Source organism: Shimia sp., assembly GCF_049116215.1.
Classification (GTDB): domain Bacteria; phylum Pseudomonadota; class Alphaproteobacteria; order Rhodobacterales; family Rhodobacteraceae; genus Shimia.
Genome location: NZ_JAGDZB010000007.1, coordinates 65,150 through 86,909 on the forward strand (window position 1 = coordinate 65,150; position 21,760 = coordinate 86,909).

Consider the following 21,760-nt stretch of genomic DNA (forward strand, 5'->3'; position numbering starts at 1 on the left):
CGCGATTACTCCTTACGTGCCTGTTGCACATAGACGGCCATGATGATGATCCCGGCCTTGGCAATCAGCGCAACCTCGTCGGCAACGCCATTTGCCAGAAGGGTGTATTTCACCAATTGAATGATGACTGCGCCAAGAACGGCGCCAAAAATGGGCGCCTTACCGCCCTGCAAAAGAGTGCCGCCCACAACGGCCGCCGCAATTGCGTCCAGCTCCATAAGGTTGCCAATACGCGCGGCGTCTGAGGCCGAGTTGATGGCAACAACAATCAACCCCGCGATGCCGGACAAACCCGCGCAGATCACATAGGCGCCTATTTTGACACGCCGAACCGGCACACCAGACAGCTTCGCTGCTTTCTCGTTGCCGCCGACCGCCAGCAATTGACGACCAAAGACCGAGTAATTCATCAGCCACCAGATGATGACCGCGATCACCACAACCAGATAACCTTGAAATGGGAAACCAAGGACTTTGCCAGTGCCAAGATAGCTGAACCCGGGGTGTGTGAACGTCTGCAAATTCCCGTTGGTCAGAACCAGCGCGATCCCACGCCCGGAAATGAAGAATATCAACGTTGCGACAATGGGTTGCACATTGAGATAGCTGACCATGAACCCATTGAAGACACCACATACCAACGCCACCAAAACAGGCACCAAGATCGCCAAGGCCAGGCCCAACTCCGGATTCGCTTCCGCAAAAGGGGAGGTAAAGATCAGCGGCGCCAAGGCGCCGGCCAAGGCCATCACCGCGCCAACGCTGAGATCAATGCCTCCGGTGGCAATCACCAGCGTCATACCCACCGCGACAATGGCGATTGTGGCCACTTGACTGATATTCACAAAGAGCGTTTGCGGGTGAAGGAAGTTCGGCGTGACCAAAATGTTGAATGCCAGGATCACAATCAGCGCGACCGTGCCACCGTTGTCGCTGATCCAATTCCAGTCAAAAGAGGGCCGCGGCTTGTTTGCCCCTGCCCCACGCAGGGTTTGTTTGTTTTCAGCGGTCATGACGCGCCTTTCTCATGATGGTGCGCGATTGCCGCAATCAGGCTTTCCTCCGTCACACCCGGGTTTCGCAACTCGGTCACGGAATAGCCATCCTGCAGCACAACGATGCGGTCTGCGCCTTCGACAAGTTCTTCGAATTCGGAACTGATCAACAGAACGCCCAGACCCTTCTCCACATAGTCGCGAATGATTGATTGGATTTCGAACTTGGCGCCAACATCCACGCCCCGCGTGGGTTCGTCCAAAATCAGCACCTTAGGATCAAGCGCCAGCCACCGCGCCAGAAGCACCTTTTGCTGGTTGCCGCCGGACAGCTCTCGAATGGGTTGCTCCATGCCCGCGGTTTTAATGCCCAGCGCGGTGATAAACTGTGCTACCAATTCGGTTTCACGTTTGCGATCTACCCGCCCCATCTTTTTCAGCCGAGGCAAAAGCGCGAGCGTCATGTTTTCCCGCACAGACATGTGCGGAATGATGCCTTCGCTTTTGCGATCTTCGGTTAGAAACCCAATACCCGCCTGAATAGCCTGCGCCGGTGTGCTGATCTGATCCACGCCGGTCTTGTGGCTGATGTCACCGCCGGTGAGGGTGTCCAGGCCAAACAGCGCCCGAGCGGCCTCTGTGCGACCTGATCCAAGCAATCCGCCTAGCCCGACAATCTCGCCTTTGCGCACAGACAACGAAACGTTTTTGAGGCCACGTTTGGTCGAGATGTGTTCGGCTTCCAATAGCAATTCGCCAGGCGCCGCTTTTTCGCCGCCCAAGGCGGTCATACCTGCGGCTTCGATCTCCTCTGGGTCACGCCCCAACATTTCCGAGATCAAACCCAGCTTTGTGGTTGCCTCAATCACATGCTGACCAACAGTCTGGCCATCCCGCATAATCGTCACACGATCACAGACTTGATACAGTTCATCGAGGAAGTGGGAGATGTAAAGCACTGCCACACCTTCCTTTTTCAGCTCACGCACCACGCCAAACAGGATTTCGATTTCTTGATCGTCCAGCGACGAGGTCGCTTCATCCATAATCACCAACTGCGCTTTCATAGACACTGCGCGGGCAATTGCTACAAGCTGTTGGATGGCGGTCGAATACGTCCCCAATTGCGCTCGCACGTCGATCTCAACGCCAAAACGCAGCAGGATTTCCTTTGTATTGCGGTGGGCAGCTTTCCAATCAATCATGCCGAGGCGCGTGCGCGGCTCATACCCCATCATCACGTTTTCCGTGACGCTGCGCAGAGGCACAAGGCTCAACTCTTGATAGATAGTGGCAATACCGGCGTCCTGCGCTTCGCGTGGTGTGCTGATTTTGGTCACCTGACCATTGATCAGCACACTCCCACCGTCCTTGCGATAGACGCCTGTTAAAATTTTGATCAGCGTGGATTTTCCAGCGCCGTTTTGGCCGATTATGGCGTGCACTTCACCGGGTTCAACGTGAAGGCTTGCATCTTGCAGAGCGACCACACCGGCAAAGGCTTTGCGGATGCCCGTCATCTCGATCAAATGGGTCATTGGGACCTACCTTGATACATAGACCAAAAGGGGCGAAGCACCGCTCCGCCCCCCTTGGCACAGGGAGTGATTAGTACGCTTCGTCGATGTGTTCAGCGGCGTTGTCGATGGTAAAGACACGGTCTTCAACTTTGACCCAGCCAGGGATCTCTTCACCGGCAGCGTATTTCTTCATCACTTCGCACGCGAGTGGACCAAAGAAAGGGGAGCTCTCAACAGTAACACCCATTTTGCCATCGATGATCGCCTGCAACGCGTCACGGGTACCGTCGATAGACACGATGGTCACATCAACACCCGGTTTGCGGCCGGCCAGTTCCAGCGCTTGAATTGCACCAATCGCCATCTCGTCATTGTGGGCATAAACCACGTTCACATCAGGGTGCGCCTGAAGCAGGGTTTCCATAACTTGACGGCCCAGATCCCGGGCAAAATCACCGGTTTGGGATGCAACGATCTCAAAGCGATCGTCGGTCAGGATCTGGTCATCAAACCCCTTTTTTCGGTCATTTGCCGGGGACGAGCCTGTGGTGCCTTCCAGCTCAATAATAACGCCCTTGTCACCGTCAAAATTGGCAATCAGCCAGTCAGCAGCGCGCTGGCCTTGTTCAATGAAGTCCGAGCCAAGGAAGGCAACAAAGTGTTCGCCAGCTTTTGCAACATTTGGATCCACAGAGCGGTCAACCAGGAAGGTCGGGATGCCGGCAGCTTTGGCTTTCATCACGGCTGGGATAAGCGGCTTTTCTTCGCGTGGTGGCAGAAACAGAACGTCGATGCCCTGCGCGATCATGCTGTCCACATCAGCCACCTGCTTTGCGGCGGAACCCGCAGCATCCGTCGCGATCAGTTCCCAACCACAGCTTTCGGCGGTGTCATGGAAAGATTTAGTTTCTGCGATCCGCCATGGGTTGTTGCTCTCCATTTGGGAGAAGCCAACCTTATAAGTGTCTTTCACAGCCAATGGTGGTGTTTCTGCGGATGCCAGCGTGGCACCGAGCCCCAACGAGATGGCCATGGCAGAGCCAAGCAAAAAGCGACGTTTCATAGTATTTCCTCCAGTTGAAAAGCGACCTTGTCCTCCCGGCCGCAAATTATCCAGGCTTTACGCCCAGTTGACGTACAGGCTCTGCTTACGCAGGTACCCGTCGAAACCGTATTTTCCGTCCTCTCCCCCAAGCCCTGATTGGCCCCATCCGTTGTGAAACGCGTGAACTTGTTCGCCATTGGCACGGTTGAGGTAAATTTCGCCGAACTTCAGTGCATAAGGTGACTGCATGATCCGGCGGTGATTTTGGGTGAATAAATAGGCCGACAACCCGAATTGCGTGTCGTTGGCCATGGCGATGGCATGATCAAAGTCGTCGACGCGCACGGCTGGAACGACAGGACCAAACACCTCGTTTTCAATGATTGGAGAACTGTTGTCCTCTACTTCCAAAACGGTGGGAGCATACCAATATCCTTTGGCGAATTCGCCTTCAGACAGCGGCCCACCTTCCAAAAGTACCTTTGCGCCCTTGGCCACAGCGTCATCCACCAATCCCTTGACCTTTGAGACTTCGATGTCGCTCACCTTTGGTCCCATGTTTGGGGACTTGGTGGGGTCACCAATTGTCAAGGCTGCCGAACCGGCTACAAACTTTTCGAGAAACTCATCTGCAATTGCACTGTGCAGATACATACGCTCGTTGCATGTACATATCTGACCGCAGTTGGTGTACCGTGCCGTAATCGCCGCTGCGACAGCCTGATCGATGTCGGCGTCCTCCATCACTATAAAGGGCGCCTTCCCGCCCAACTCCAGCCGCAGCACCTTCATGCCATCAGCCGCAGAGCGGAAAATTTCCTGACCAGCACGATTGCTGCCGGTCATCGTGATCATTGCGGTGATCGGATCCTCAACTAAGGCACGGCCAATCTCAGGCCCTTTTCCGGTCACCACATTGAAGAGACCGCTTGGGAGACCAGCCTCTTGAGACAGCGCCGCAAGGAATAAACCTGATAGCGGCGTAATTTCATGCCCCAGCAGCACAAAGGCATTCCCGGCAACCAAAGCAGGACCAAGCTTTCGCGCCGCCAGGGCCGCGGGGTAGTTCCACGCAGTCAAACCTACCACAACACCGTAGGGGTGTCGGCGGATGTGGACTTCTTCGTTCGGACTATCTGAGCTCAGAATATCCCCTTCGATGCGCCTCGCATTTTCTGAGGCATAGAATAAGAACTCAGCGACGGCACCGACCTCACCAAACGCCTGATCAAGCGGCTTTCCCTGCTCCGCGGTGATCAGCTGCGCAAACTCTGCACGCCGCGCAAGCACCAGCTCACCCAACTTGCGCACAACTTTCCCACGCTCTACCGGCGGCACCTTGGCCCAAGAGACTTGCGCCCTCTGGGCTGCCCTCAAAGCCATGGCCGCATCATCAGCGCTCCCTTTGGGTACAGAAGCAATTACGGTTTCATTTGCTGGATTTAAGACGACAGATTGCCCCTGATCACAACTGTCACTCCACACACCATCCACAAACATTTTTGCAGAAACGGGGGATCCACTGGCGAGATCGAAATCCAACACAACTCTTCCTTTTGGTATGACCAAACCTGAATCACTGTCTGATTTATCTCATCCTCAAAGTCAAATATTTTTTGATTTTTCTAAGAAATCAGGGTATTATTGGTAATAACGGCTTCCCACCGCATGGTTTTTGGGTATACCAAAATGGATAAACTCTCCCCCACACCTCAACGGGCGCAACGAAAGCAAGCACATGACCGAGAATTTTGATTACATTATTGTGGGCGGCGGAGCTTCTGGTTGCGTGGTTGCGGGGCGGCTTGCAGCGGAGACACAATCCAGAGTGCTGCTGCTGGAGGCCGGATACTCCAACCGACATCCTCTTCTGGACATGCCTCCTGGCATCTTCAAGATGATCAAGGGCACCAAGTTCATGCGCTATCACAAAACAACACCCCAAGCGCACCTTGGCGGCCGCGTGCACGACATACCGCAAGGCCATGTTTTGGGCGGCGGCTCTTCTGTAAATGCGCAGGTTTATATGCGCGGGCGACCAAGTGACTATGACGGCTGGCAGGCAGAACTACACGGTAGCAATAACGCCGTGGATTGGGGATGGGAGTCGGTCCTGCCACACTTCCGAGACATGGAAGACAACAACCGCTTGAAAAATGACCACCACGGGACTAGTGGAGCGCTGAAGGTTTCCGATCCGGGCCATATCGATTCCCTCTCCCGCCTTTTTGTACAATCGGTCCAAGGGCTCGGAGAGCCATTTTCGGCTGACTTCAATGGCGGCACCCAGCGTGGGGTTGGATTTTATCAATTCATGAACCGGCATGGGCGACGATCCTCCAGCGCCTATGCTTATATCTCCCCACAAGAAAGCAACCCAAATCTCGTGGTTCGCCTTCGCTCAGAGGTCGAAAAGCTTATCTTGGATGGATCCCGTGTCGTGGGAGTCCGATATCGCGATGCCAAAGGCCTGCAACACGAGACCTCTGTAAACAAAGAGGTCATCCTAACGGCTGGCGCATTAATTACCCCAAAAATTTTGATGCTGTCTGGGATAGGACCGGAAGAACACTTGAATGAACACGGCATCGCGCCGCTTCTGAACCTGCCAGGCGTCGGACAAAACCTCGTAGACCACCCGGAAGTCCCAATAACCGCCCGTATTAAGGGACGTGGCGGATACTACAAACAGGGCGAAGGCTGGCGCATGCTCAAGAACGGATTGCAATTCAAGCTGTTTGGAAGTGGACCTGTGACGTCCGCCGGCGTAGAAGCTGGTGCGTTTGTCAATCCAACCGACCCAAATGGGGAGCCAACGATTCAGGCGTTTTGCGTACCCATAGTTTACGTAGACAGAGACACACAGCATTTGGTCGAAAATGGCTACGGGCTCACCGTAACAACTGTGGTTGTGAAGCCAAAATCGCGGGGCTCAGTACAACTTGCCTCTGCAGATCCCAAAGATATGCCATCAGTGTCGCCCAATTTGCTCAAGGAAGCCGTTGACTTGGATACAATGGTGGCTGGGCAACGGTTCTTCTTGCGTGCATTTGACAGCGCGCCGCTCTCTGATCACGTTGAAAAAATCATGCTGCCCGCGGCATCAGAGCAATCTGACGACGCCATGCGTAACTACTGTCGACGTTTTGTAAAAACCAATTATCATCCTGCAGGAACCGCAAAAATGGGGCGCGACAATGACCCGATGGCCGTGCTCGATACACGCTTGCGGGTACGTGGAATGGAAAACTTACGAGTGTCCGACCTTTCCGCCATGCCAGATATCAACGCAGGCAACACACAGGCGCCGGCGATGATGATTGGCGACAGATGCGCAGACATGCTATTGGGCCGCCTGTGAGCCAAGGCAGAACAGAAACCACCCCGCCCCGCAAGACACCGAGGAACGCATACCGTGTCCAGTAACGACAACAAACACAGAGCATCCGACCTGGTGGCCGAGCGTCTAACCGCAAAAATTCAAAGCGGGGAACTTGCTGATGGCCAACCTCTGCCATCTGAGCGCAGCTTGATAGAGGAGTATGGCATCAGCCGCACAGTGGTTCGCGAGGCAGTCCGGACACTCTCAAATCGGGGCTTGATTGAAGCGCGGCCACGATATCGTCCAGTTGTGCGAAAACCCGGAATCGATGCGGCCTTTTCCGCGATCGAAAGCATTGTTGAGCATCTCTTACACGAGCCCGGTGGTGTCAAAAACCTGTTCGATACCCGCATCATCATAGAGGCCGCCCTCGTGCGTCAGGCTGCCGAGGAAGCGAACAAAGATGATATCCTAGCACTTCGAACAGCACTGGCAGAAAACCATGCGGCGATAAACGACAGTGACGCATTTTACCAAACGGATATTGCATTCCACCGGGTCATCTATCAAATCCCCCGTAACCCGGTACTACCGGCAATCCACCGAGCGTACACAAGCTGGTTGGAACCTCATTGGTCTCAAATGCCCCGCCTTCCGGATCGCAATCAATCCAACTTTGAAGCCCATCATGCTATCTTTGACGCTATTCTTGCCAGAGACGGCGACGCCGCAGATGCTGCACTGCGAGAGCACTTGAATTCGGCATGGCAACAAGTTGTAAAAACGTTCGAGGGTCTCTGAGCGCAGCACGCCCTGTTTGGTAGCAAATTTCCCTCGTCTCTTAAATAGAACAGACCGCTTGGTTCGAAACGGCCAAGACAAGGCCGAAGCCCTTCAATAGTTTTAATTCGTTTATCCATTAGATTGGAGAAGTGGATGACTCTTCAGTTGGGGGAAGATCATCTGCTTAGGAGCTGCTTGCAGATGAAAGCCACATCTGCTTTGGGGCTAAACGGGCCTTAGACGAGTTTTGCACTAAGGTCGGCATTGGGCCCTTCGCAACATGTCGGCGCGTTCTGCGGGGGGAACGACATTACAAAGGTCAATAATTACGCATAGTAGACTTTGATGGCCAGCGCAGCATTTCGACTTCGGAGTTCGGGGGGGGGGGGTGAACGACAGCCTTTGCCTGGCTGACACGCCGCCTTCGCGCCTGCAGCGAACTTCCGCTAGCCGCCCAACTGCGACTGCGTGCTTGCAATCGGTCAGCGGGGAGGCAGCCCGACTTGGAGTAGAATCGGCCTTCTTGTTTAGGATGAGCCATCAACAAGGTACGACCGTTTCCCGAAGGCCAGGGAAGAGAGCACTGCCTCACCGATACCGCCCCTATTCCAGCACGGCCTCCCCATCGCGCGCGGCGGCGCGTCAGTCGGCCAGTCGTTTGGCGTAGTTGTATTCTTTGGACCCGCGTTCGAAGCGGCTTTCGTAATAGTCGAGAACCATTGACTGCTCCTTGGCCGTAAACTGGGTTCCAGCACAAAGCCCTTCGATCGTGCTGCGGCGTTGCTCGTCCGTCATTTTGGCATAATAGATTTCTTTGACTTGAGGCCTCGCTTGTCCAAGGTTGAGAGAGAACGCCCTTTCATCTTTCCTTGAGCTCGCCAGTTCATTTCCCAGGTAGACCAGTGTGTCGCGTGCAGAGTGCGGTGTGCAGCAGCGATCAATCAGGGCCGTGGCAGCCTTGAAAGCTTTGCCTACCGCAGCGGATGATTGCATGGGGGCACCGGGACGGCGCCGGGGACGGGATGGCGCAGATCATCTACGCTGGGCAAGACTGCGTCATCCTCGGCAAACCCCAGTCAGCCAATCACCGAGGACCTGCTGGAAGGCTTCCGTGCGAGGGAAGAAGAAACTGCGAAAGCTCTTGCCGTTCTTGGCCCGCATTTCGGTGGCGTCTTGTAGCATTTCCTTCTTCTGCAGGTCGATGTGCTTCAGGCGAAGCGTGGTATCGAAAGACAGCCCCAGCGGCAGGACGCATTCGAATAGCACTTTCGTGATTGCCCTTGTTCTCGATCCTCTTCAGGGGAACCAAAACATCTCGTGCTGTGATTTGGGAGATGGGCATTTGCCCGATATCGGCGCCGAGCAGGCGGTGGAACCATTCGGTTTTGGCAAGTGTAGTTTCTGCCCGGCCTTCAATGCGCTTCTTTTCGAGCAGTTCTGCGGCGATCTTGGCGAAGGCCTCGGTTTGCTCAGCTGCCGCCTTCGCTTTCTGAGCTTTGCGCACGCTCGAGGGATCTTCGTCGTTCGCGATCAAACTGCGAGCCTCATCCCGTTTGCGCCACGCATCGGCCAAAATCACCTCTGGGTATTTGCCCAGCGCCAGAAGCTTCTCTTTCCGCAGCCAGCGGTACTTGAAACGCCAAAGTTTCGACCCGTTCGGCTTGATCAGCAAGTAGAACCCGTCGAAGTCGGCTTGCTTGATGGGCTTCTCCCTAGGCTTCAGAGCCCGGATCCTTGCGTCGCTTAAAACCGGCATGGGGGTACCCTCCAGATGTCTCATGACACGTACCCCAGATCGGAACCCCGCTTTGGGGTAGATCGTAGCGCACGTGGCAGGACATCTCCGGACAAACCAATAGCGAAAATCCTGCGAATACAGGCTGCTGACGGATCAATCTGGATGCAATTGTATGGTAATATGGTGCCCGGGGGCGGAATCGAACCACCGACACGAGGATTTTCAATTAGCCTTGTGTTCCGCACGCACCGTCTCAGGATCACTCAAACCGTATCGTAGCCGATTGAAAACCTTAGCCTTTGCGCTTGGCAGATCGTCTCGCCCTGTCACACACCAAAGCATTCAAGCACGCTACTCCTGCTACCCCAGCGATACCCGAGGTGCTTGAGGAGACCATGCCACTACCGTTTGCGTGTCAGTTCCCGGCAATTGGGCGAAGCCAGCATACTTGAATGCCGGTACTATCCAAACTCCGTCGAAGGTGCGAAACCTATTCAAACCTCACCCAAATCTCTCTAGGGTTGCATCACGCGGCTATAGACCAAACCCAATGTAGCTGTCGTTTGATCCAATTTTCAAGGAACGGCAATTGTACGATTTATCAAACTGGCGACAGCTGTCTGCGGACTACGGTTTTGTGCTTCCTGATGTAGAATGTCCAATCTCGGTGCCTCAGGTTCCGGGATTGCTGGTTGAATTGAACAACCTACAAGCTGCTGCTCAGGCCACATCGTTTGACGAACTCCATCGAGTCAGTGCCACAGTTGCGGAAGAGATCATTCAAGCTCAGGCGAACGCGACCGGCGACGTCGAACGCGTTCTGCTTGAATATGTTCAGTTCGAAGTGTCGATTGCGCCAATGATGGCTGCGATTAAGCGAGGTCGCTTCGATAGTGCATTTGACTGGATACACAACGGCCTAAGTGACAGCATAGAATCTAGTGCTCAACGAAAGTTTTTTGACGGACGACCATTTCGTTTCATCGGAGTTTTAGTTGACATGCTGCCAAACAGCTTTCCGAACACGTTTTTGGAATGGGCGGACGGTTTTTTCTATTATTGCCGTAATCAGTCCGCGCTATTTGCCCCGGCAGCTCAGATTGCTCCGCTCTTAGAGGAGACGATTTTCAAGTTGCCAGCCGATGGAAGCCTAGCAGTTAAAGCTGCTGTGAGCCTGATGTGCTGGGGTAGAGATGTGGGACATCAAAGCGCGGTTGGCGTCGCGACCGTTCTGAGACGCTTGTACGATATCGATGCACTACCCAGAGAAAACAAAGCTCAGATCGCCAAAGCGTTTTCAACACGGAGCTGTGACTTGGTCGGAGATCCACACCACAGGTGGGCAAAGATCGTAGTACGTGATTACGCCGACTTTTTGCTTCAGCACGAACCCTTTCAGTACCACTTCGCTTCATTCGAAAACGTGGGGGATTGGGATGAAAACGTAGTGCGCTTGATTGAAGCCGCCAAAGAATACTCAGATGGAGTTCGCAATAGTTTCCCATCCTACACAGACTGGTTGATTTCTCTCGATCAACGATCCAGCTTATTGAGTCCGGTGGCAAAATTCGCGTTGGACAATGATCGGGCGGCAGACTTCGCAAAAATTCTCGCCGCTTGGTATGCCGGTGAAATTGAAACGGCTTCTGCTGGGTGCAGTGTCGTTTTGCCGACTGCTATTTCCGGTGTTGGGTTTCTCGGGAACGACACTGAAATGGTCAGTTTTCGGGGGAAATTTTCCGGCGAAACCGAAGTAGTGGAAGCGATGAATGAAACTACCAACAATGCACTGGGAACAACGCGAACTGTACAAGCCGGTCCCGAGCTTGATCAAGTTCCGGGGCGTCCCGGGCAGCCCAACAGAGATTCTGCGACCGGGTTTGAGGAGGCTCTGACCGACTTCTACAATGTTCCGGTTTTAGTTGAGAAACTGGCTGGATCGCCTGCCCTTGCATGTTTCCCCCACAACCTTCACCCGCTTCAAGCGCTACTGTCGCGGGAGGCGAATGAATGCTGGCCTTTGAGTTCGAGTCTACGGACTCCGCTTCCAGATCGCCCAATTCGGCGGGCAGCCATCTGGGCTTCATGTAATGATTTGTATTCTGAAATGGAGGCGGTCTCGGCGTCAGAATTTCTGCAAAGGCAAGGTGTCGAAGCACATGTCTATCTTGGACGTGAGCGTGGTCGAGATGACTTCTTAGCGATGTACCGCGATCCTGCCTATGACTTCATCCATGTAATAGGGCACGGAGTTTTCGACCACTGGCAACTCGGTTCTTCAAAAATCCTCATAAATCAAGATGAGGTCGTTGCCGTAGACAACCTAATTGGCCTCCACCCAGAAGATGAAGGGAGGCGTCTTCTTTGTTTGAACATTTGTGATGGCGGCGTTTCAGATGGCTTGGGTGGGATACAAAAACTGGGGCTCGCACCATCATTGACCTCGCCAGCACAAGCAGCTGTTTCACATCTTTGGCCCGTTGAGCCCCGGGTAGCTTCAGCCTTTGGTTTGACAATTTGCTCCGAGTTGGTGGGCGCACGAACTGACCATTTTGGTGCATTTGCTGAAACTCTAAAAAGAGTTCGAGAACCTTGGGAGCAACGTATTCCGGCGCTACGAGACCAGTTCGAAGGCGAAATCATGGAACGCCTTGAAAACTTCAATGCTCCAGGTGACATTTTCGATTGGGCTTCCCCCGTGTTCTTTCAGTAGCAACAAACCGTTGTCATCAGTACCCTTTCCCTTTCGGCTCAGCAGTAGTCATCTATGCAATCTTCATAGCTATCCCCGGTCAGCTCGCAAAACGTCTTTAGCGCGCCTTGCAAAGAGAAATACTGGTGTTCACTGCGATGGTAGAAGAATTCGCCATGAACCGAAATTTGAGCGACAGCCCAGTCTTTGATTGCGTTGGGGCCAGGGTTGTGGGTCAAGACTATCAAGGCATCTGCGACAAGAGAACGTTGAACAACCAAGCTCTGATAAATGTCATTCCGTGCGAACACTTTTCCGAAGACAAGGTTCTCAGCATAGTGCTCCAGTGCATCGTCGCTCACTTCCGATGGGCATTCGGGAAACTCTGTTGGGACACGCCAACGAACTTGGATGACTGATGGAGTAAGAGACTCGTACTCTTCTGGGTCGGGTTCGAAATCCGCTCGTTCAGCCGTGCCGTATAGCCACTCACCAATCGCTCCACCGCTGGGAACCGACCCGCTTTTTGCCCATTTCTCGAAGCGCGATTTTGTTTTGGCGGCCTCGTCCTTCGATACAGTTCGCATCCACGACACGTCTGGGTAGGTAGCCTCACTTTGGAGTTTTGACGGATCAGCTAGGAAGGCTTCGATGGAACCGTAGACCAGTTCGATGCGTCGCGCCGTGATCTCATTCAGCAGAGCGTTTTCCAACCTCGTCAGCCACCGTAGATTCTCCGGTCGGTTGTTTGATCGGTTGGTATCGATGTGATCCACCACGTGCTGATCTGTGGGTGGTTCTCCGTTGAATGCAGAACAAACAATGCGGTGAACGGGGACACCTGCAAGATATTGGTATCCGGTTGTCGGGTTTTGGCGTCCGAAAGTCCAAGTTTTGTCCAACGGACGGGCTCGCTTTCGGTATTCGTTAAATCGAAAAACCGCGCCGTTATCGCGGACGAGATATCTCTCACCCCGATATTCGACTTCGAATTCGTTTTCGTAGACTTCAAGCAAATGATTTTGATCGCCTGCTAGCGAGTTCGTTTGATCCAAAGATGGCATCACACTCTCCAGTGCAAAGTTGCCTCGGCCTTCCCCAGACTACTCGATCTGGTGCCGGTTGTTGTTGGCAGACATGAAACACGGCGTCAGGCGCTGCCTTATGCTCTGAAACGCAACCAAAGAATGTCGTACACATAGACACGAAGTCAACCAAAGATTGAAGCCGTTTAAAAGCATCAAGCTCACCGGACCGCCAGTGCAGAGCGATCCATCTCGCCTCAACGCATCTAGGATTGTCCCTGACGTGGCATTTCCTGGTCTCTTATCATGACACTATGAAACAGAAACTCACCACAAAGTTCATTGAGACCAGAAAGCCTGATCCTACCAAGCGCGTTGATTATCGCGACACGGTTGTGCCCGGCTTGGTCCTTCGCGTGAACAAATCCGGCACCAAGACCTTCAGCTTTCACAAGCGCATAAACAGGAAAATGAAGCGACTGACCATCGGCCAGTTTGGGCCGTTTTCTCTTAACGACGCCCGGGAACGAGCGCGGCAAGTCCTTTATGAAGTGGAAACAGGCAAGTTCGAACAGAACACCGGCATAGACGTCCAAGCGAAACCGACACTGGGTGAAGTGATCCCAGATTACATTGAGAAATACGCCGAAGTTCACAACCGAGATAGCGACCGCAAGGCAGCACAGCTTGCCAAGTTTACAGCCCTACTCGACATGCGAATTAACGAGATAAAACGTGCAGATGTGGTGAAAGCATGCGACGAGATCCAGAAATCTGCACCAATCGGCGTGAACCGCGCATTGGCCCATCTCAAGCATCTAATGGGCTGGTGCGTAGAGCGGAGCTTGATCGAAGTTTCACCCATTGCCGGGATGAAGCCACGCGCCAAGGAACAGCCTCGCAATCGTGTATTGAACGACGAGGAGCTAGCCGCTCTTTGGACGGCCTGTGACGCTGAGGGTTACCCTTTTGGGGATTGCATGAAGCTTCTAGCCCTCAGCGGCCAGAGACGCGCCGAGGTTGCCGAGATGCGCTGGTCGGAACTCGACCTTGAAAAACGCCTTTGGACCTTACCTGCCGAACGAGCCAAGAATGGCAGGCAACACACAGTCCCGATAACGGATGCCATGTTTGATGTTCTGCGCAAGGTCCCCCCTTTTCTTGGGTCAGATTATGTCTTCACGACGAAAGGTGTTACGCCGATCTCAGGATTCGGTCGCTTGAAAGAACGGCTCGATCATGCATTGCCCGAAGGCACTGAACCGTGGCATATCCATGACTTGCGTCGCACAATGTCCACCAACATGGCGCAAATCGGTATTCCGCAAGCTGTGACCGAGGCGCTGTTGAACCACAAGACGGGTGTAGTCTCAGGCGTTGCAGCCATCTACAATGTATATTCATACGCGGACGAGAAGCGCGAGGCGCTGGACAAGTGGAATGAGCATATCGAAAAGATCACAACGCCCAAGAATGCTCAGCAAGTTGAAAGGCGACATCACGCCTGAACGCTGGGTTGGGTACGCGAGCAAGAAGTTTCCACCCGGCCACAATCCGTGGTCCGAAATTTATACTAACGATGCTGCGCTCGAGATCGCAGAGACGATACGCCTTGAGAATCCAGCGGGCATTGAAGAGCTTCGGCTTCAACTTGCTGCAACCGCCGAATACCTCCTGTCCGTTTTCGACTTCGTGGGCGGTGCCGCGACACCGGCACAAAAACTCGCTTGGGCCGCAAAGATCGATGATTTGTCCCGCCGTTTGATTGCAGGATTGGCCAACTCTGACGACCTATTGTCATCTGTGGTTGTCCGCCCCGAGAAAGGACAGTCCTCCCGTTTTGTACCTGCTTCGGAAATGCGGAAACGCATTGAGGAAACCGAAACCGCAGTGTCGAACCTATTAGAGCTGGTTCAAGCAGTCAGCGGTGTGCCGAAAGATGTGGGGTCAGCAACGGCCCATTCAGAAACGATGCAGGCAGTTGTCAACGGTATGACCGAAGTCTTCATCGATATCCGGAGCATTGAGTATGTGAAACGCTCCGCCTCGTACGGCCATATCGATGGCGAATATCCCGAGTTCATTCGGGCGTCAGCGCGCCCGCTCCTCGCCGCCTATTACTCAAAATTCGCTAAAGACCCCACTAAGCTCGAAAACCTAAACAGGCAAATTCAAACAGCGGTTTCCGACTATCGTTTAGACGATTGAACAGAACATCTCATTTTGCCCCGGTTTTGTTCATAGCATTGAAATGACAAGGTAAAAATATCACGCCACTACTGTCTCAGGAACCGGTTCCTTTCAGCAACGAAAGGTAAAATCATGACAGACAGTATAGCGAACAAGATGCTTGTCACCCGCGAAGACCTGAAGCGCATGGGCATCAACGTTTCGAATACCACGAAACTGCGCTGGGAGGCCCAAGGGCGCTTTCCCCGTCGCATCAGAATGGGCGGGACCACCGTCGCGTGGCTCATGTCGGAGATCGAAGACTGGCTCGCCGAACGCGCCGAGGAGCGCACCCGAACCCACTACGCTGAGTACTGATTGGGGGCTTTCCAGCCTCTTTTCCCCCAGAAGAAAATCAAAGGAAACACCATGCGACAACAATTTCGCGTGTCAAAACAGATGCGCTCTCCCAAAACACTAGCTGCCGCCAAGGCCCAGATCGCCGCTGGCCGAAAAGTTGTTCTGACATACGGCATTCACGAGGGCGGGCAATGTACCTGCAAGCGTGACGGCTGCCCGTCACCCGGCAAGCACCCCTTGTCCAAGTTCTTTCCGAACGGAGTAAACAGCGCGACCGATGACATCGATTTGGTGCAAAAAGCACTCAGTCGGCATCCTAAAGCCAATCTTGCAATATCACTGGCTGGTCTAACCGTTGTTGATGTGGACGGGAAAGCAGGCAAAGAGGCAGTTGAGGGTCTTGATCTGCCGGAAACGGTTAAGGTTTTTACAGGGCGAGGCCAGCACCTTTACTTCGAAGGTGGGTATATCGAAGGTGCCTTTAAAGCCGAGGAAGTCGACGTTCTGACCGGCGAGAACAGGATGGTGATGGTGCCGCCCAGCACCCATCCCTCGGGCAAGCAATATCGGTATTCCACTCGGTCACCCTCCCGAATGGCCTCCTTGCCAAACAACCTGAGCAATCTCAGACCTAAACGAACACGACAAAAACAAAAACGTTTGCAGCCGGGGTCAACAGACCTCGTCATCAAAAGCGGTGGCCGAAACGATTACTTCTTTCGCACGGCCTGCTTCTTGCGCCGAAGGTTCGATGACGAAGATGTGGTTGAGGCCATGCTGGAAGCTTTGAACGATGATTTCACTGAAGCGCCGTTGTCGCCAAACGAATTGCGCTCCGTGGTCCAAAGCAGTGGAAATTACGTCGAGGATACTGCCGCGCTGTTTGGCCCACCAAAGACGACTGAGCCTTTGCCGATGGAATTCCTGTACTACCCGTACATCCCGTATTTCGGCGTAACCCTTCTTGCGGGCAATCCCGGTATGGGCAAGTCGCTGTTGGTGACCAAGCTGATCGCCGCCGTGACCACGGGTAAGCCTTGGCCACTCACCGATGAGTGCGCACCGAAAGGTAAGGTTCTGATGCTGTCCGCTGAGGACAACTGGCAGAGAGTCACATTGCCCCGATTGCTGGAGAACGGAGCGGACATCGGCCAAATTCGCGTCATGACCCGGTTTAAGATTCTATCGCCAGAGAACCTTGAGGCGATGGCGCGTTACATCGAGCAGGAGCGGCCCAAGCTGGTCGTCATAGATACGCTGACCGCCTACATGGGCAGCGGGCGTGATATGAACCGTCAAAATGAGGTGGGCGAGTTTCTGGGACGTCTTACTGAGATCGCTGAAGATGCCGGATGTGCGGTACTGGCTATTGGTCACTTGAATAAACAGTCAGCAGAGCACCCGCTGTATCGGATTGTCGGCTCTATTGGTTTCGCGGCCAGTATTCGATCCGCGTTATTTTACGGGACAGACCCAACAGATCGCTCGCGCTTCGCTTTGGCGCATGGCAAGGCCAACGCCAGCGAGCTTGGCAAGACAATCATATTCGAGCGTTTCGGAGGTGGTCGAGACGGGACGCCTGTGCTGCACCCGGTCGAGTTTTCAGATGCGAACGAAGCCGAGGTTTGCAGGGTCGAGACAAATTCAGTTGGCAGGCCTGCATCAGCCACCGACGCCGCGCGAGAGTTCATACTCGAATTTCTTTCCGATCAGCCGGTCAGATGGGAGAAAGTTGAAAGCGCAGTGACAGGCCGCAGCCTTGCGTCTGTCGGCACCTTGAACGCGCTTAGAGCAGAGATGGCGAAGTCCGATGAGATCGTGCAGGTAGGGAAGGGAAAAAGCACCCGCTGGAAACTCGGAAAGCCCACTGCCGACGAGTGATCGTTATAATATTTCATGTACAATAATTTTTATATCGAATGATGGGCGGGCTTAAGTCCGTCCTTCACTTTTTTGGAGGCCAGCGTGGGCTTGGGGTGCGGAGCGGCTGGGAGCCGGAAATCTTGGCAGTATGTATGACCCCTTGTCCGTCCACTGGGCGCGTGCCGTTAAAAAAACGCCTCCCTCCATACCACTCGCCAGCACCTCATTGGGTGTCCGCCAGTCCTGTCTAGGGCGACACGAGGACTATGTATCAGGCTATCGGGCACGAGCCGGAGCTAAATCGCTGATTCTTTTCAAAGAGTCCGTGCTTGCATCGGGTATCATGCCGGTGTCTGGGGTTCCACTTGGGTAGCAATCTGCCCGTTTCGGCGCTCTTGCGATCATTCCTGCACCCAGCCTTTGCGGTGGAAATGGCGAAGTACGATGGACCGGTTGTAGAGTGGGAAGCCAATCCAAAGTCCATTGAGGGTGAAGAACGATATGATCGCCCACAACCACATGCCCTTGAACACGTAATACAGTGGGCCGAATAGCAGGCACCAAAGCCTATGCCAGTTGCCGAGTATTACCTTGCTTTCGCCGTTGAAACCCCATTTTGCACTGATTGCCATTTCAAATATCTCCTCGTTAAGGCTGATGATGAATATCTCGATAAGAAACATGCGGACTTTGGTCAGGCTTAATCCCGGCCTGCCGTGCAGCGGCTGAATGAAGTTTATTTGTGGGGTGCTGTGCGAGTAGCATTGGCTCGCTCAGAGAGCTGTAGAGCGTCCCCAGCCTGAATTCGCAGGGTGTGATCGGAAAATGCCCATGCTGGCGCTGCTGGCTCATTGTAACGCCGCCGCGCACGCGTTTAACTCCACCTGCTGGGGATTTGTTGCAGATCATTCCGAGTTGCATACCGGCAGCGCCCCGTGTGCCTCGACATGCTCCCAGATCAGTCGCCGCTCGGCGTAAGCGATGTAGGGATGAAGAATGTGGTCAGCTGCATCGATCCCATCTGGAAGATGTACCGAGACCCAAAGGTTGGATGTATCGCCATTGAACACGCGGTGAAAGGTAACGCCGCCAGCGTGGCCCTTCTTGCCAGTCGTTGCTGATCGGTGGAACTGCCGTATCCGGTTCCTGATCCCTTTCGCCGCCCATGTCCGACCTATGTAGACAGTGTTGGTCGGATGGCCCCTCGCGATCACATAGATGCCTGCCTGCTGCGGCAAAGCCGTTCTGCCTGCCCATTCGAGTGGTCCAGTGAGATGAAGCCCCATAGCGCCCCGATCTGCGAGCGCCCTCGCGGTTGACTGGTGATCGGGGTGTTAGAAAACCGCGGTGACACGGTCCCTGTGCCTTTAGCCGGAGCCTGTTGTATAACACAGGCACCCCGACCATAGGGTCAAAGGTATTCAACCGCCGAAGCGGTCTAAGTCACCGAGGGGTTTCTAAGCCCCAACGCAGGTGCGTCTCCTGCGTCGAGATCAGTGGTAGCAGCAATTCGAGAAAAGCTAAAGATGCGCTGGGGTTATCCCTGACAGGATAGCAGCCTGCGTCTTATCGATCTCCATCAGAACCAAAGGAGACTGACATGGCTGATATCGTGACACTTAAAGACCTGTGCGAAGAACTGAAACTCGACCCGCGCGAAGCACGTGAACGCCTGCGCGCCGCCGCCAGCGACGCCAAAACGAATCCCGAACTGTCGAAGGCCCGCAAGCCGCGTTCTCCGTGGCAGTGGGTAAAAGGGTCGGTCGCAGAGATAGAGGCGCGTCGGGTATTGCAGACCAATACATAGGCGTTTTGTCAGGGGCTCAGTTAGTTCTAAGACTATGTTGATCCCCAACAGCCAATATCCAAAAAGTTGCGATGGTAGATATGTTGACGGTGGTCGGCTTTTGTCGATGCTCATCACACCTTCAACACCTATTGTTCAACACGGAGCGAGCCAAACATATCAGAGACACCCCGGGCACTTGCACGCTCGTCGCGGGAACGTTCTTTCCACTCGTCCTGCATGTGATCTGCCCAAGCCTCTTCATTGGCCTCAAACTCAAATTTGGCTTCCTCGACCGTATCGAGCATTGCGGCTATTTCTACGCCTAGTTCATCTCGGAAAAGTTCGAGGTCCTCGATCAATTCATCAAATTGTTCACCAGATTTGCATTCGCCAACTTCATCGGCAAATTGCAAACGCCTGTATGCCTCAAAAGCAGCTTGGGCTGCTTTCTTGGTCCCACAATGATCAGTTAAATCCAAAACACCGATCAGTTCGCGCAACTCATCAGAGCGACACCCAGTCCCTATTTCTTTGAGAAGCACTGGCTTAATGATGTTCAACATTCGGTCGGCTTCATCTTGCGAAACCGATTTGCAAGCTTGCAGTGTCCGCACCAATTCAACGGCATCGTTAATCTCCGGGCTTTCTGAAAGCCACTCGTGCTCCAGTCGAGAGAACAGTACGGGAACTAGCGAGGTGATATTGTCACTTCCCAATTTTTCCGCAATGTCTAGCAATACTGCCAATCGGCGTTCAAACGTTGATCCGCGATAACTTACGCTGCCATTTCCATGATCGAACCTACGCCTTTTCAGCATCTGAATAGATATCGGATCAGCAATTTGATTTGCCTTCATTCGAAATGCTTCAAGAATAGATCTTCTGCTTTTCGATTTGGCGAAGGACCAAATGCGTTTGATCTGATCAAAACTCGCAGCGCCAGTCATAATGTCGATGGCGTTTTCTGGATCAACAAGTACCACAGAGTTCAATAAATCAAGAACAGATGGATCAATGACTTCAAAGCCATGTGAGCCAATGGGTTTGATGAAAGTGCCAGCAATTTCTCGCAAAGCTGTACGAAAATCTTCGGGGCCACTGGAGAAGCCATAGCGGTTAGCACGATGTTCGTGCAATGTAGTAAAAGCAGCCTTCAGGATGGCTCCGTTAGCCCTGCCTTCCAGCGAGAAAATTGCCAGTAGCATCGAACGCCCAGCATCTGAGATTTCGTTCTCGAAGGCGTGCCGCCAAATTTCCGATGGATCGCGAAGTAGGTTTTCAACAAATGAGCGGTACTTATCCACCGGGACGTTTCGCAATCGGCGAAAACTAGAAAGCCATTCAATGAGGCGCGGGTTGAATTTCTCATGTTTGATGATGCTCATGTAGAATTCATCACGCAATAATTCACCCTGATACTCCGGCGGTAAATCACTGAAGCAGAGGTGGTTGTAAAGAATGCGCGCCTTTTGGCTGAATGAGTAACTCGGCATTCTCAAGAAAACTCGAAGATCATCCAAATCAGAGTGCCGAAGGCGCTCAGATCGACCCATTGCGTGCGAGTATATGTGCTCACGCGTGGTCAATATTAGTTTGGCGGTTGGTGTTGCGCGAACCATATTAATGAATTCAAGTAACGCTTTGTCATTCGACCCTGCAAGAGCTGCGGATCCGTCACCCAAAAAAGTAGCCCCCATAAAATCATCGAAATAGAAGACTTGGGGCGTCCCTGGCTGAAACAACTTCAGACCTTCATCTATGTCTCGCTGGATCAGGACAGCCTGATAACCACCCTCTAAGTGTGCGTAGAGGAGCAGGTTTGCCAACGTCGTTTTGCCCACACCCGGCGGGCCCGCAATTACCACAACCCGGCTATTGTTAAGCATTTGCATCGCTTGTGGATACGCTTCGCTTTGAACATAGCGCCGCGCCTCCTCGTAAACTTGGCGTACTTTGAATTCGCTACGGGTTTTCTCGGCATTGTGCAGTACACCATCGAGGACCGCGCGACTAGCAAGCCAGAGCTTGTAGTGATTACGTTCGATTTCTGGGTGTTGACCAAGCAGGTTGTTAAGATCTTCATGTCCAATTACATCGCTGGCCTTAAGCATGCCCGGATCGAATAGATCGACGATGGAGTCTTTGTTAGCCTTCGATAAGGGGACTGAGGTTACCAGAAGATACCGAGACGGATTAATTAACCGAACCTTTTCAACTTCCTTTTTGACCTCCCTCATTAGCCCCGCAAGACCAGTTTTCAGGTAGTGTTTAACTTGGACAATGAGCCGGTTGGTGCCCACGGCATATCGGAGGTCGACGCCGCCATCCTTTCCAGATTTAAAACTCTCAATCGTTACGCCCCAATGCGCTTGCAGGAGATCCCTTGCAAGAATCTCGAGGTCGAATGGAGAAAGCTGTTGGAAGTCGTACTGTGGCATTGACTACATAATCCATACTTG

17 protein-coding genes are annotated in these 21,760 nt (G+C 53.4%); 8 read left to right on the forward strand and 9 right to left on the reverse strand.

Annotation, left to right across the window (positions count from 1 at the left end; translation table 11 throughout):
- Positions 1–5 precede the first annotated feature (5 nt).
- The 4 genes from JXR15_RS19070 to JXR15_RS19085 form a co-directional block, all read right to left on the reverse strand.
- Complete coding sequence (locus tag JXR15_RS19070; protein ID WP_422054783.1) at positions 6–1,013, reverse strand: ABC transporter permease; 1,008 nt, start codon at positions 1,011–1,013, stop codon at positions 6–8.
- Positions 1,010–2,533 carry a sugar ABC transporter ATP-binding protein gene (locus JXR15_RS19075; RefSeq protein WP_422054785.1) on the reverse strand — a complete coding sequence of 508 codons (1,524 nt, stop codon included), beginning with the start codon at positions 2,531–2,533 and terminating at the stop codon, positions 1,010–1,012. The genes JXR15_RS19070 and JXR15_RS19075 overlap by 4 nt, the downstream gene beginning before the upstream one ends.
- 70 nt (positions 2,534–2,603) lie before the next feature.
- On the reverse strand, positions 2,604–3,578 hold the full coding sequence (locus JXR15_RS19080) for an ABC transporter substrate-binding protein (RefSeq protein ID WP_422054786.1): 975 nt from the start codon (positions 3,576–3,578) through the stop codon (positions 2,604–2,606).
- Between the two features lie 57 nt (positions 3,579–3,635).
- Complete coding sequence (locus tag JXR15_RS19085; RefSeq protein WP_422055032.1) at positions 3,636–5,060, reverse strand: aldehyde dehydrogenase family protein; 1,425 nt, start codon at positions 5,058–5,060, stop codon at positions 3,636–3,638.
- A 238-nt stretch (positions 5,061–5,298) separates the two neighbouring features.
- Here JXR15_RS19085 and JXR15_RS19090 point away from each other — a divergent pair, with 238 nt between their 5' ends.
- Positions 5,299–6,921, forward strand: a complete 1,623-nt coding sequence (locus tag JXR15_RS19090; protein ID WP_422054787.1) for a GMC family oxidoreductase — start codon at positions 5,299–5,301, stop codon at positions 6,919–6,921.
- Positions 6,922–6,975: 54 nt separating this feature from the next.
- Positions 6,976–7,683, forward strand: coding sequence for an FCD domain-containing protein (locus JXR15_RS19095; protein WP_422054788.1), 708 nt, complete (start codon positions 6,976–6,978; stop codon positions 7,681–7,683).
- Between the two features lie 624 nt (positions 7,684–8,307).
- Here JXR15_RS19095 and JXR15_RS19100 read toward each other — a convergent pair.
- Both JXR15_RS19100 and JXR15_RS19105 read right to left on the reverse strand, forming a co-directional pair.
- Positions 8,308–8,658: a hypothetical protein gene (locus tag JXR15_RS19100; RefSeq protein ID WP_422054789.1), complete on the reverse strand. Its 351-nt coding sequence runs from the start codon at positions 8,656–8,658 to the stop codon at positions 8,308–8,310.
- Positions 8,659–8,749: 91 nt separating this feature from the next.
- On the reverse strand, positions 8,750–9,421 hold the full coding sequence (locus tag JXR15_RS19105; RefSeq protein WP_422054790.1) for a tyrosine-type recombinase/integrase: 672 nt from the start codon (positions 9,419–9,421) through the stop codon (positions 8,750–8,752).
- A gap of 571 nt (positions 9,422–9,992) precedes the next feature.
- Here JXR15_RS19105 and JXR15_RS19110 point away from each other — a divergent pair.
- Positions 9,993–12,116: a CHAT domain-containing protein gene (locus JXR15_RS19110; protein WP_422054791.1), complete on the forward strand. Its 2,124-nt coding sequence runs from the start codon at positions 9,993–9,995 to the stop codon at positions 12,114–12,116.
- Positions 12,117–12,154: 38 nt separating this feature from the next.
- On the opposite strand, the gene JXR15_RS19115 is transcribed toward JXR15_RS19110, so the two are convergent.
- Positions 12,155–13,159, reverse strand: coding sequence for an HNH endonuclease signature motif containing protein (locus JXR15_RS19115; RefSeq protein ID WP_422054792.1), 1,005 nt, complete (start codon positions 13,157–13,159; stop codon positions 12,155–12,157).
- Between the two features lie 275 nt (positions 13,160–13,434).
- Between JXR15_RS19115 and JXR15_RS19120 the strand changes: the two genes are divergently transcribed.
- The 4 genes from JXR15_RS19120 to JXR15_RS19135 all read left to right on the forward strand — a co-directional run bounded on the left by JXR15_RS19120 (position 13,435) and on the right by JXR15_RS19135 (position 17,530).
- Entirely contained in the window at positions 13,435–14,628 is a 1,194-nt protein-coding gene (locus JXR15_RS19120; protein ID WP_422054793.1) for a tyrosine-type recombinase/integrase, read from the forward strand.
- On the forward strand, positions 14,594–15,328 hold the full coding sequence (locus tag JXR15_RS19125) for a hypothetical protein (RefSeq protein WP_422054794.1): 735 nt from the start codon (positions 14,594–14,596) through the stop codon (positions 15,326–15,328). Before JXR15_RS19120 ends, JXR15_RS19125 begins: the two co-directional genes overlap by 35 nt.
- A gap of 114 nt (positions 15,329–15,442) precedes the next feature.
- The gene (locus JXR15_RS19130; RefSeq protein WP_422054795.1) at positions 15,443–15,667 is read left to right on the forward strand and encodes a helix-turn-helix transcriptional regulator; all 225 of its coding nucleotides are present in this window, start codon (positions 15,443–15,445) and stop codon (positions 15,665–15,667) included.
- A 51-nt stretch (positions 15,668–15,718) separates the two neighbouring features.
- Positions 15,719–17,530, forward strand: coding sequence for an AAA family ATPase (locus tag JXR15_RS19135; RefSeq protein ID WP_422054796.1), 1,812 nt, complete (start codon positions 15,719–15,721; stop codon positions 17,528–17,530).
- Between the two features lie 383 nt (positions 17,531–17,913).
- On the opposite strand, the gene JXR15_RS19140 is transcribed toward JXR15_RS19135, so the two are convergent.
- Positions 17,914–18,195 (reverse strand): hypothetical protein, encoded by a 282-nt coding sequence (locus JXR15_RS19140; protein WP_422054797.1) that lies wholly within the window; start codon positions 18,193–18,195, stop codon positions 17,914–17,916.
- A gap of 917 nt (positions 18,196–19,112) precedes the next feature.
- On the opposite strand from JXR15_RS19140, the gene JXR15_RS19145 reads away from it, so the two are divergent.
- Entirely contained in the window at positions 19,113–19,319 is a 207-nt protein-coding gene (locus JXR15_RS19145; RefSeq protein WP_422054798.1) for a hypothetical protein, read from the forward strand.
- 128 nt (positions 19,320–19,447) lie between these two features.
- On the opposite strand, the gene JXR15_RS19150 is transcribed toward JXR15_RS19145, so the two are convergent.
- On the reverse strand, positions 19,448–21,739 hold the full coding sequence (locus tag JXR15_RS19150) for a restriction endonuclease (RefSeq protein WP_422054799.1): 2,292 nt from the start codon (positions 21,737–21,739) through the stop codon (positions 19,448–19,450).
- Positions 21,740–21,760 lie beyond the last annotated feature (21 nt).

Coding starts and splice junctions, on each gene's coding strand:
- JXR15_RS19070 (WP_422054783.1), bottom strand. CDS start 1,013: ATGACCGCTGAAAACAAACAAACCCTGCGTGGGGCAGGGGCAAACAAG.
- JXR15_RS19075 (WP_422054785.1), bottom strand. CDS start 2,533: ATGACCCATTTGATCGAGATGACGGGCATCCGCAAAGCCTTTGCCGGT.
- JXR15_RS19080 (WP_422054786.1), bottom strand. CDS start 3,578: ATGAAACGTCGCTTTTTGCTTGGCTCTGCCATGGCCATCTCGTTGGGG.
- JXR15_RS19085 (WP_422055032.1), bottom strand. CDS start 5,060: ATGTTTGTGGATGGTGTGTGGAGTGACAGTTGTGATCAGGGGCAATCT.
- JXR15_RS19090 (WP_422054787.1), top strand. CDS start 5,299: ATGACCGAGAATTTTGATTACATTATTGTGGGCGGCGGAGCTTCTGGT.
- JXR15_RS19100 (WP_422054789.1), bottom strand. CDS start 8,658: ATGCAATCATCCGCTGCGGTAGGCAAAGCTTTCAAGGCTGCCACGGCC.
- JXR15_RS19105 (WP_422054790.1), bottom strand. CDS start 9,421: ATGCCGGTTTTAAGCGACGCAAGGATCCGGGCTCTGAAGCCTAGGGAG.
- JXR15_RS19115 (WP_422054792.1), bottom strand. CDS start 13,159: ATGCCATCTTTGGATCAAACGAACTCGCTAGCAGGCGATCAAAATCAT.
- JXR15_RS19120 (WP_422054793.1), top strand. CDS start 13,435: ATGAAACAGAAACTCACCACAAAGTTCATTGAGACCAGAAAGCCTGAT.
- JXR15_RS19125 (WP_422054794.1), top strand. CDS start 14,594: ATGCTCAGCAAGTTGAAAGGCGACATCACGCCTGAACGCTGGGTTGGG.
- JXR15_RS19130 (WP_422054795.1), top strand. CDS start 15,443: ATGACAGACAGTATAGCGAACAAGATGCTTGTCACCCGCGAAGACCTG.
- JXR15_RS19135 (WP_422054796.1), top strand. CDS start 15,719: ATGCGACAACAATTTCGCGTGTCAAAACAGATGCGCTCTCCCAAAACA.
- JXR15_RS19140 (WP_422054797.1), bottom strand. CDS start 18,195: ATGTTTCTTATCGAGATATTCATCATCAGCCTTAACGAGGAGATATTT.
- JXR15_RS19145 (WP_422054798.1), top strand. CDS start 19,113: ATGGCTGATATCGTGACACTTAAAGACCTGTGCGAAGAACTGAAACTC.
- JXR15_RS19150 (WP_422054799.1), bottom strand. CDS start 21,739: ATGCCACAGTACGACTTCCAACAGCTTTCTCCATTCGACCTCGAGATT.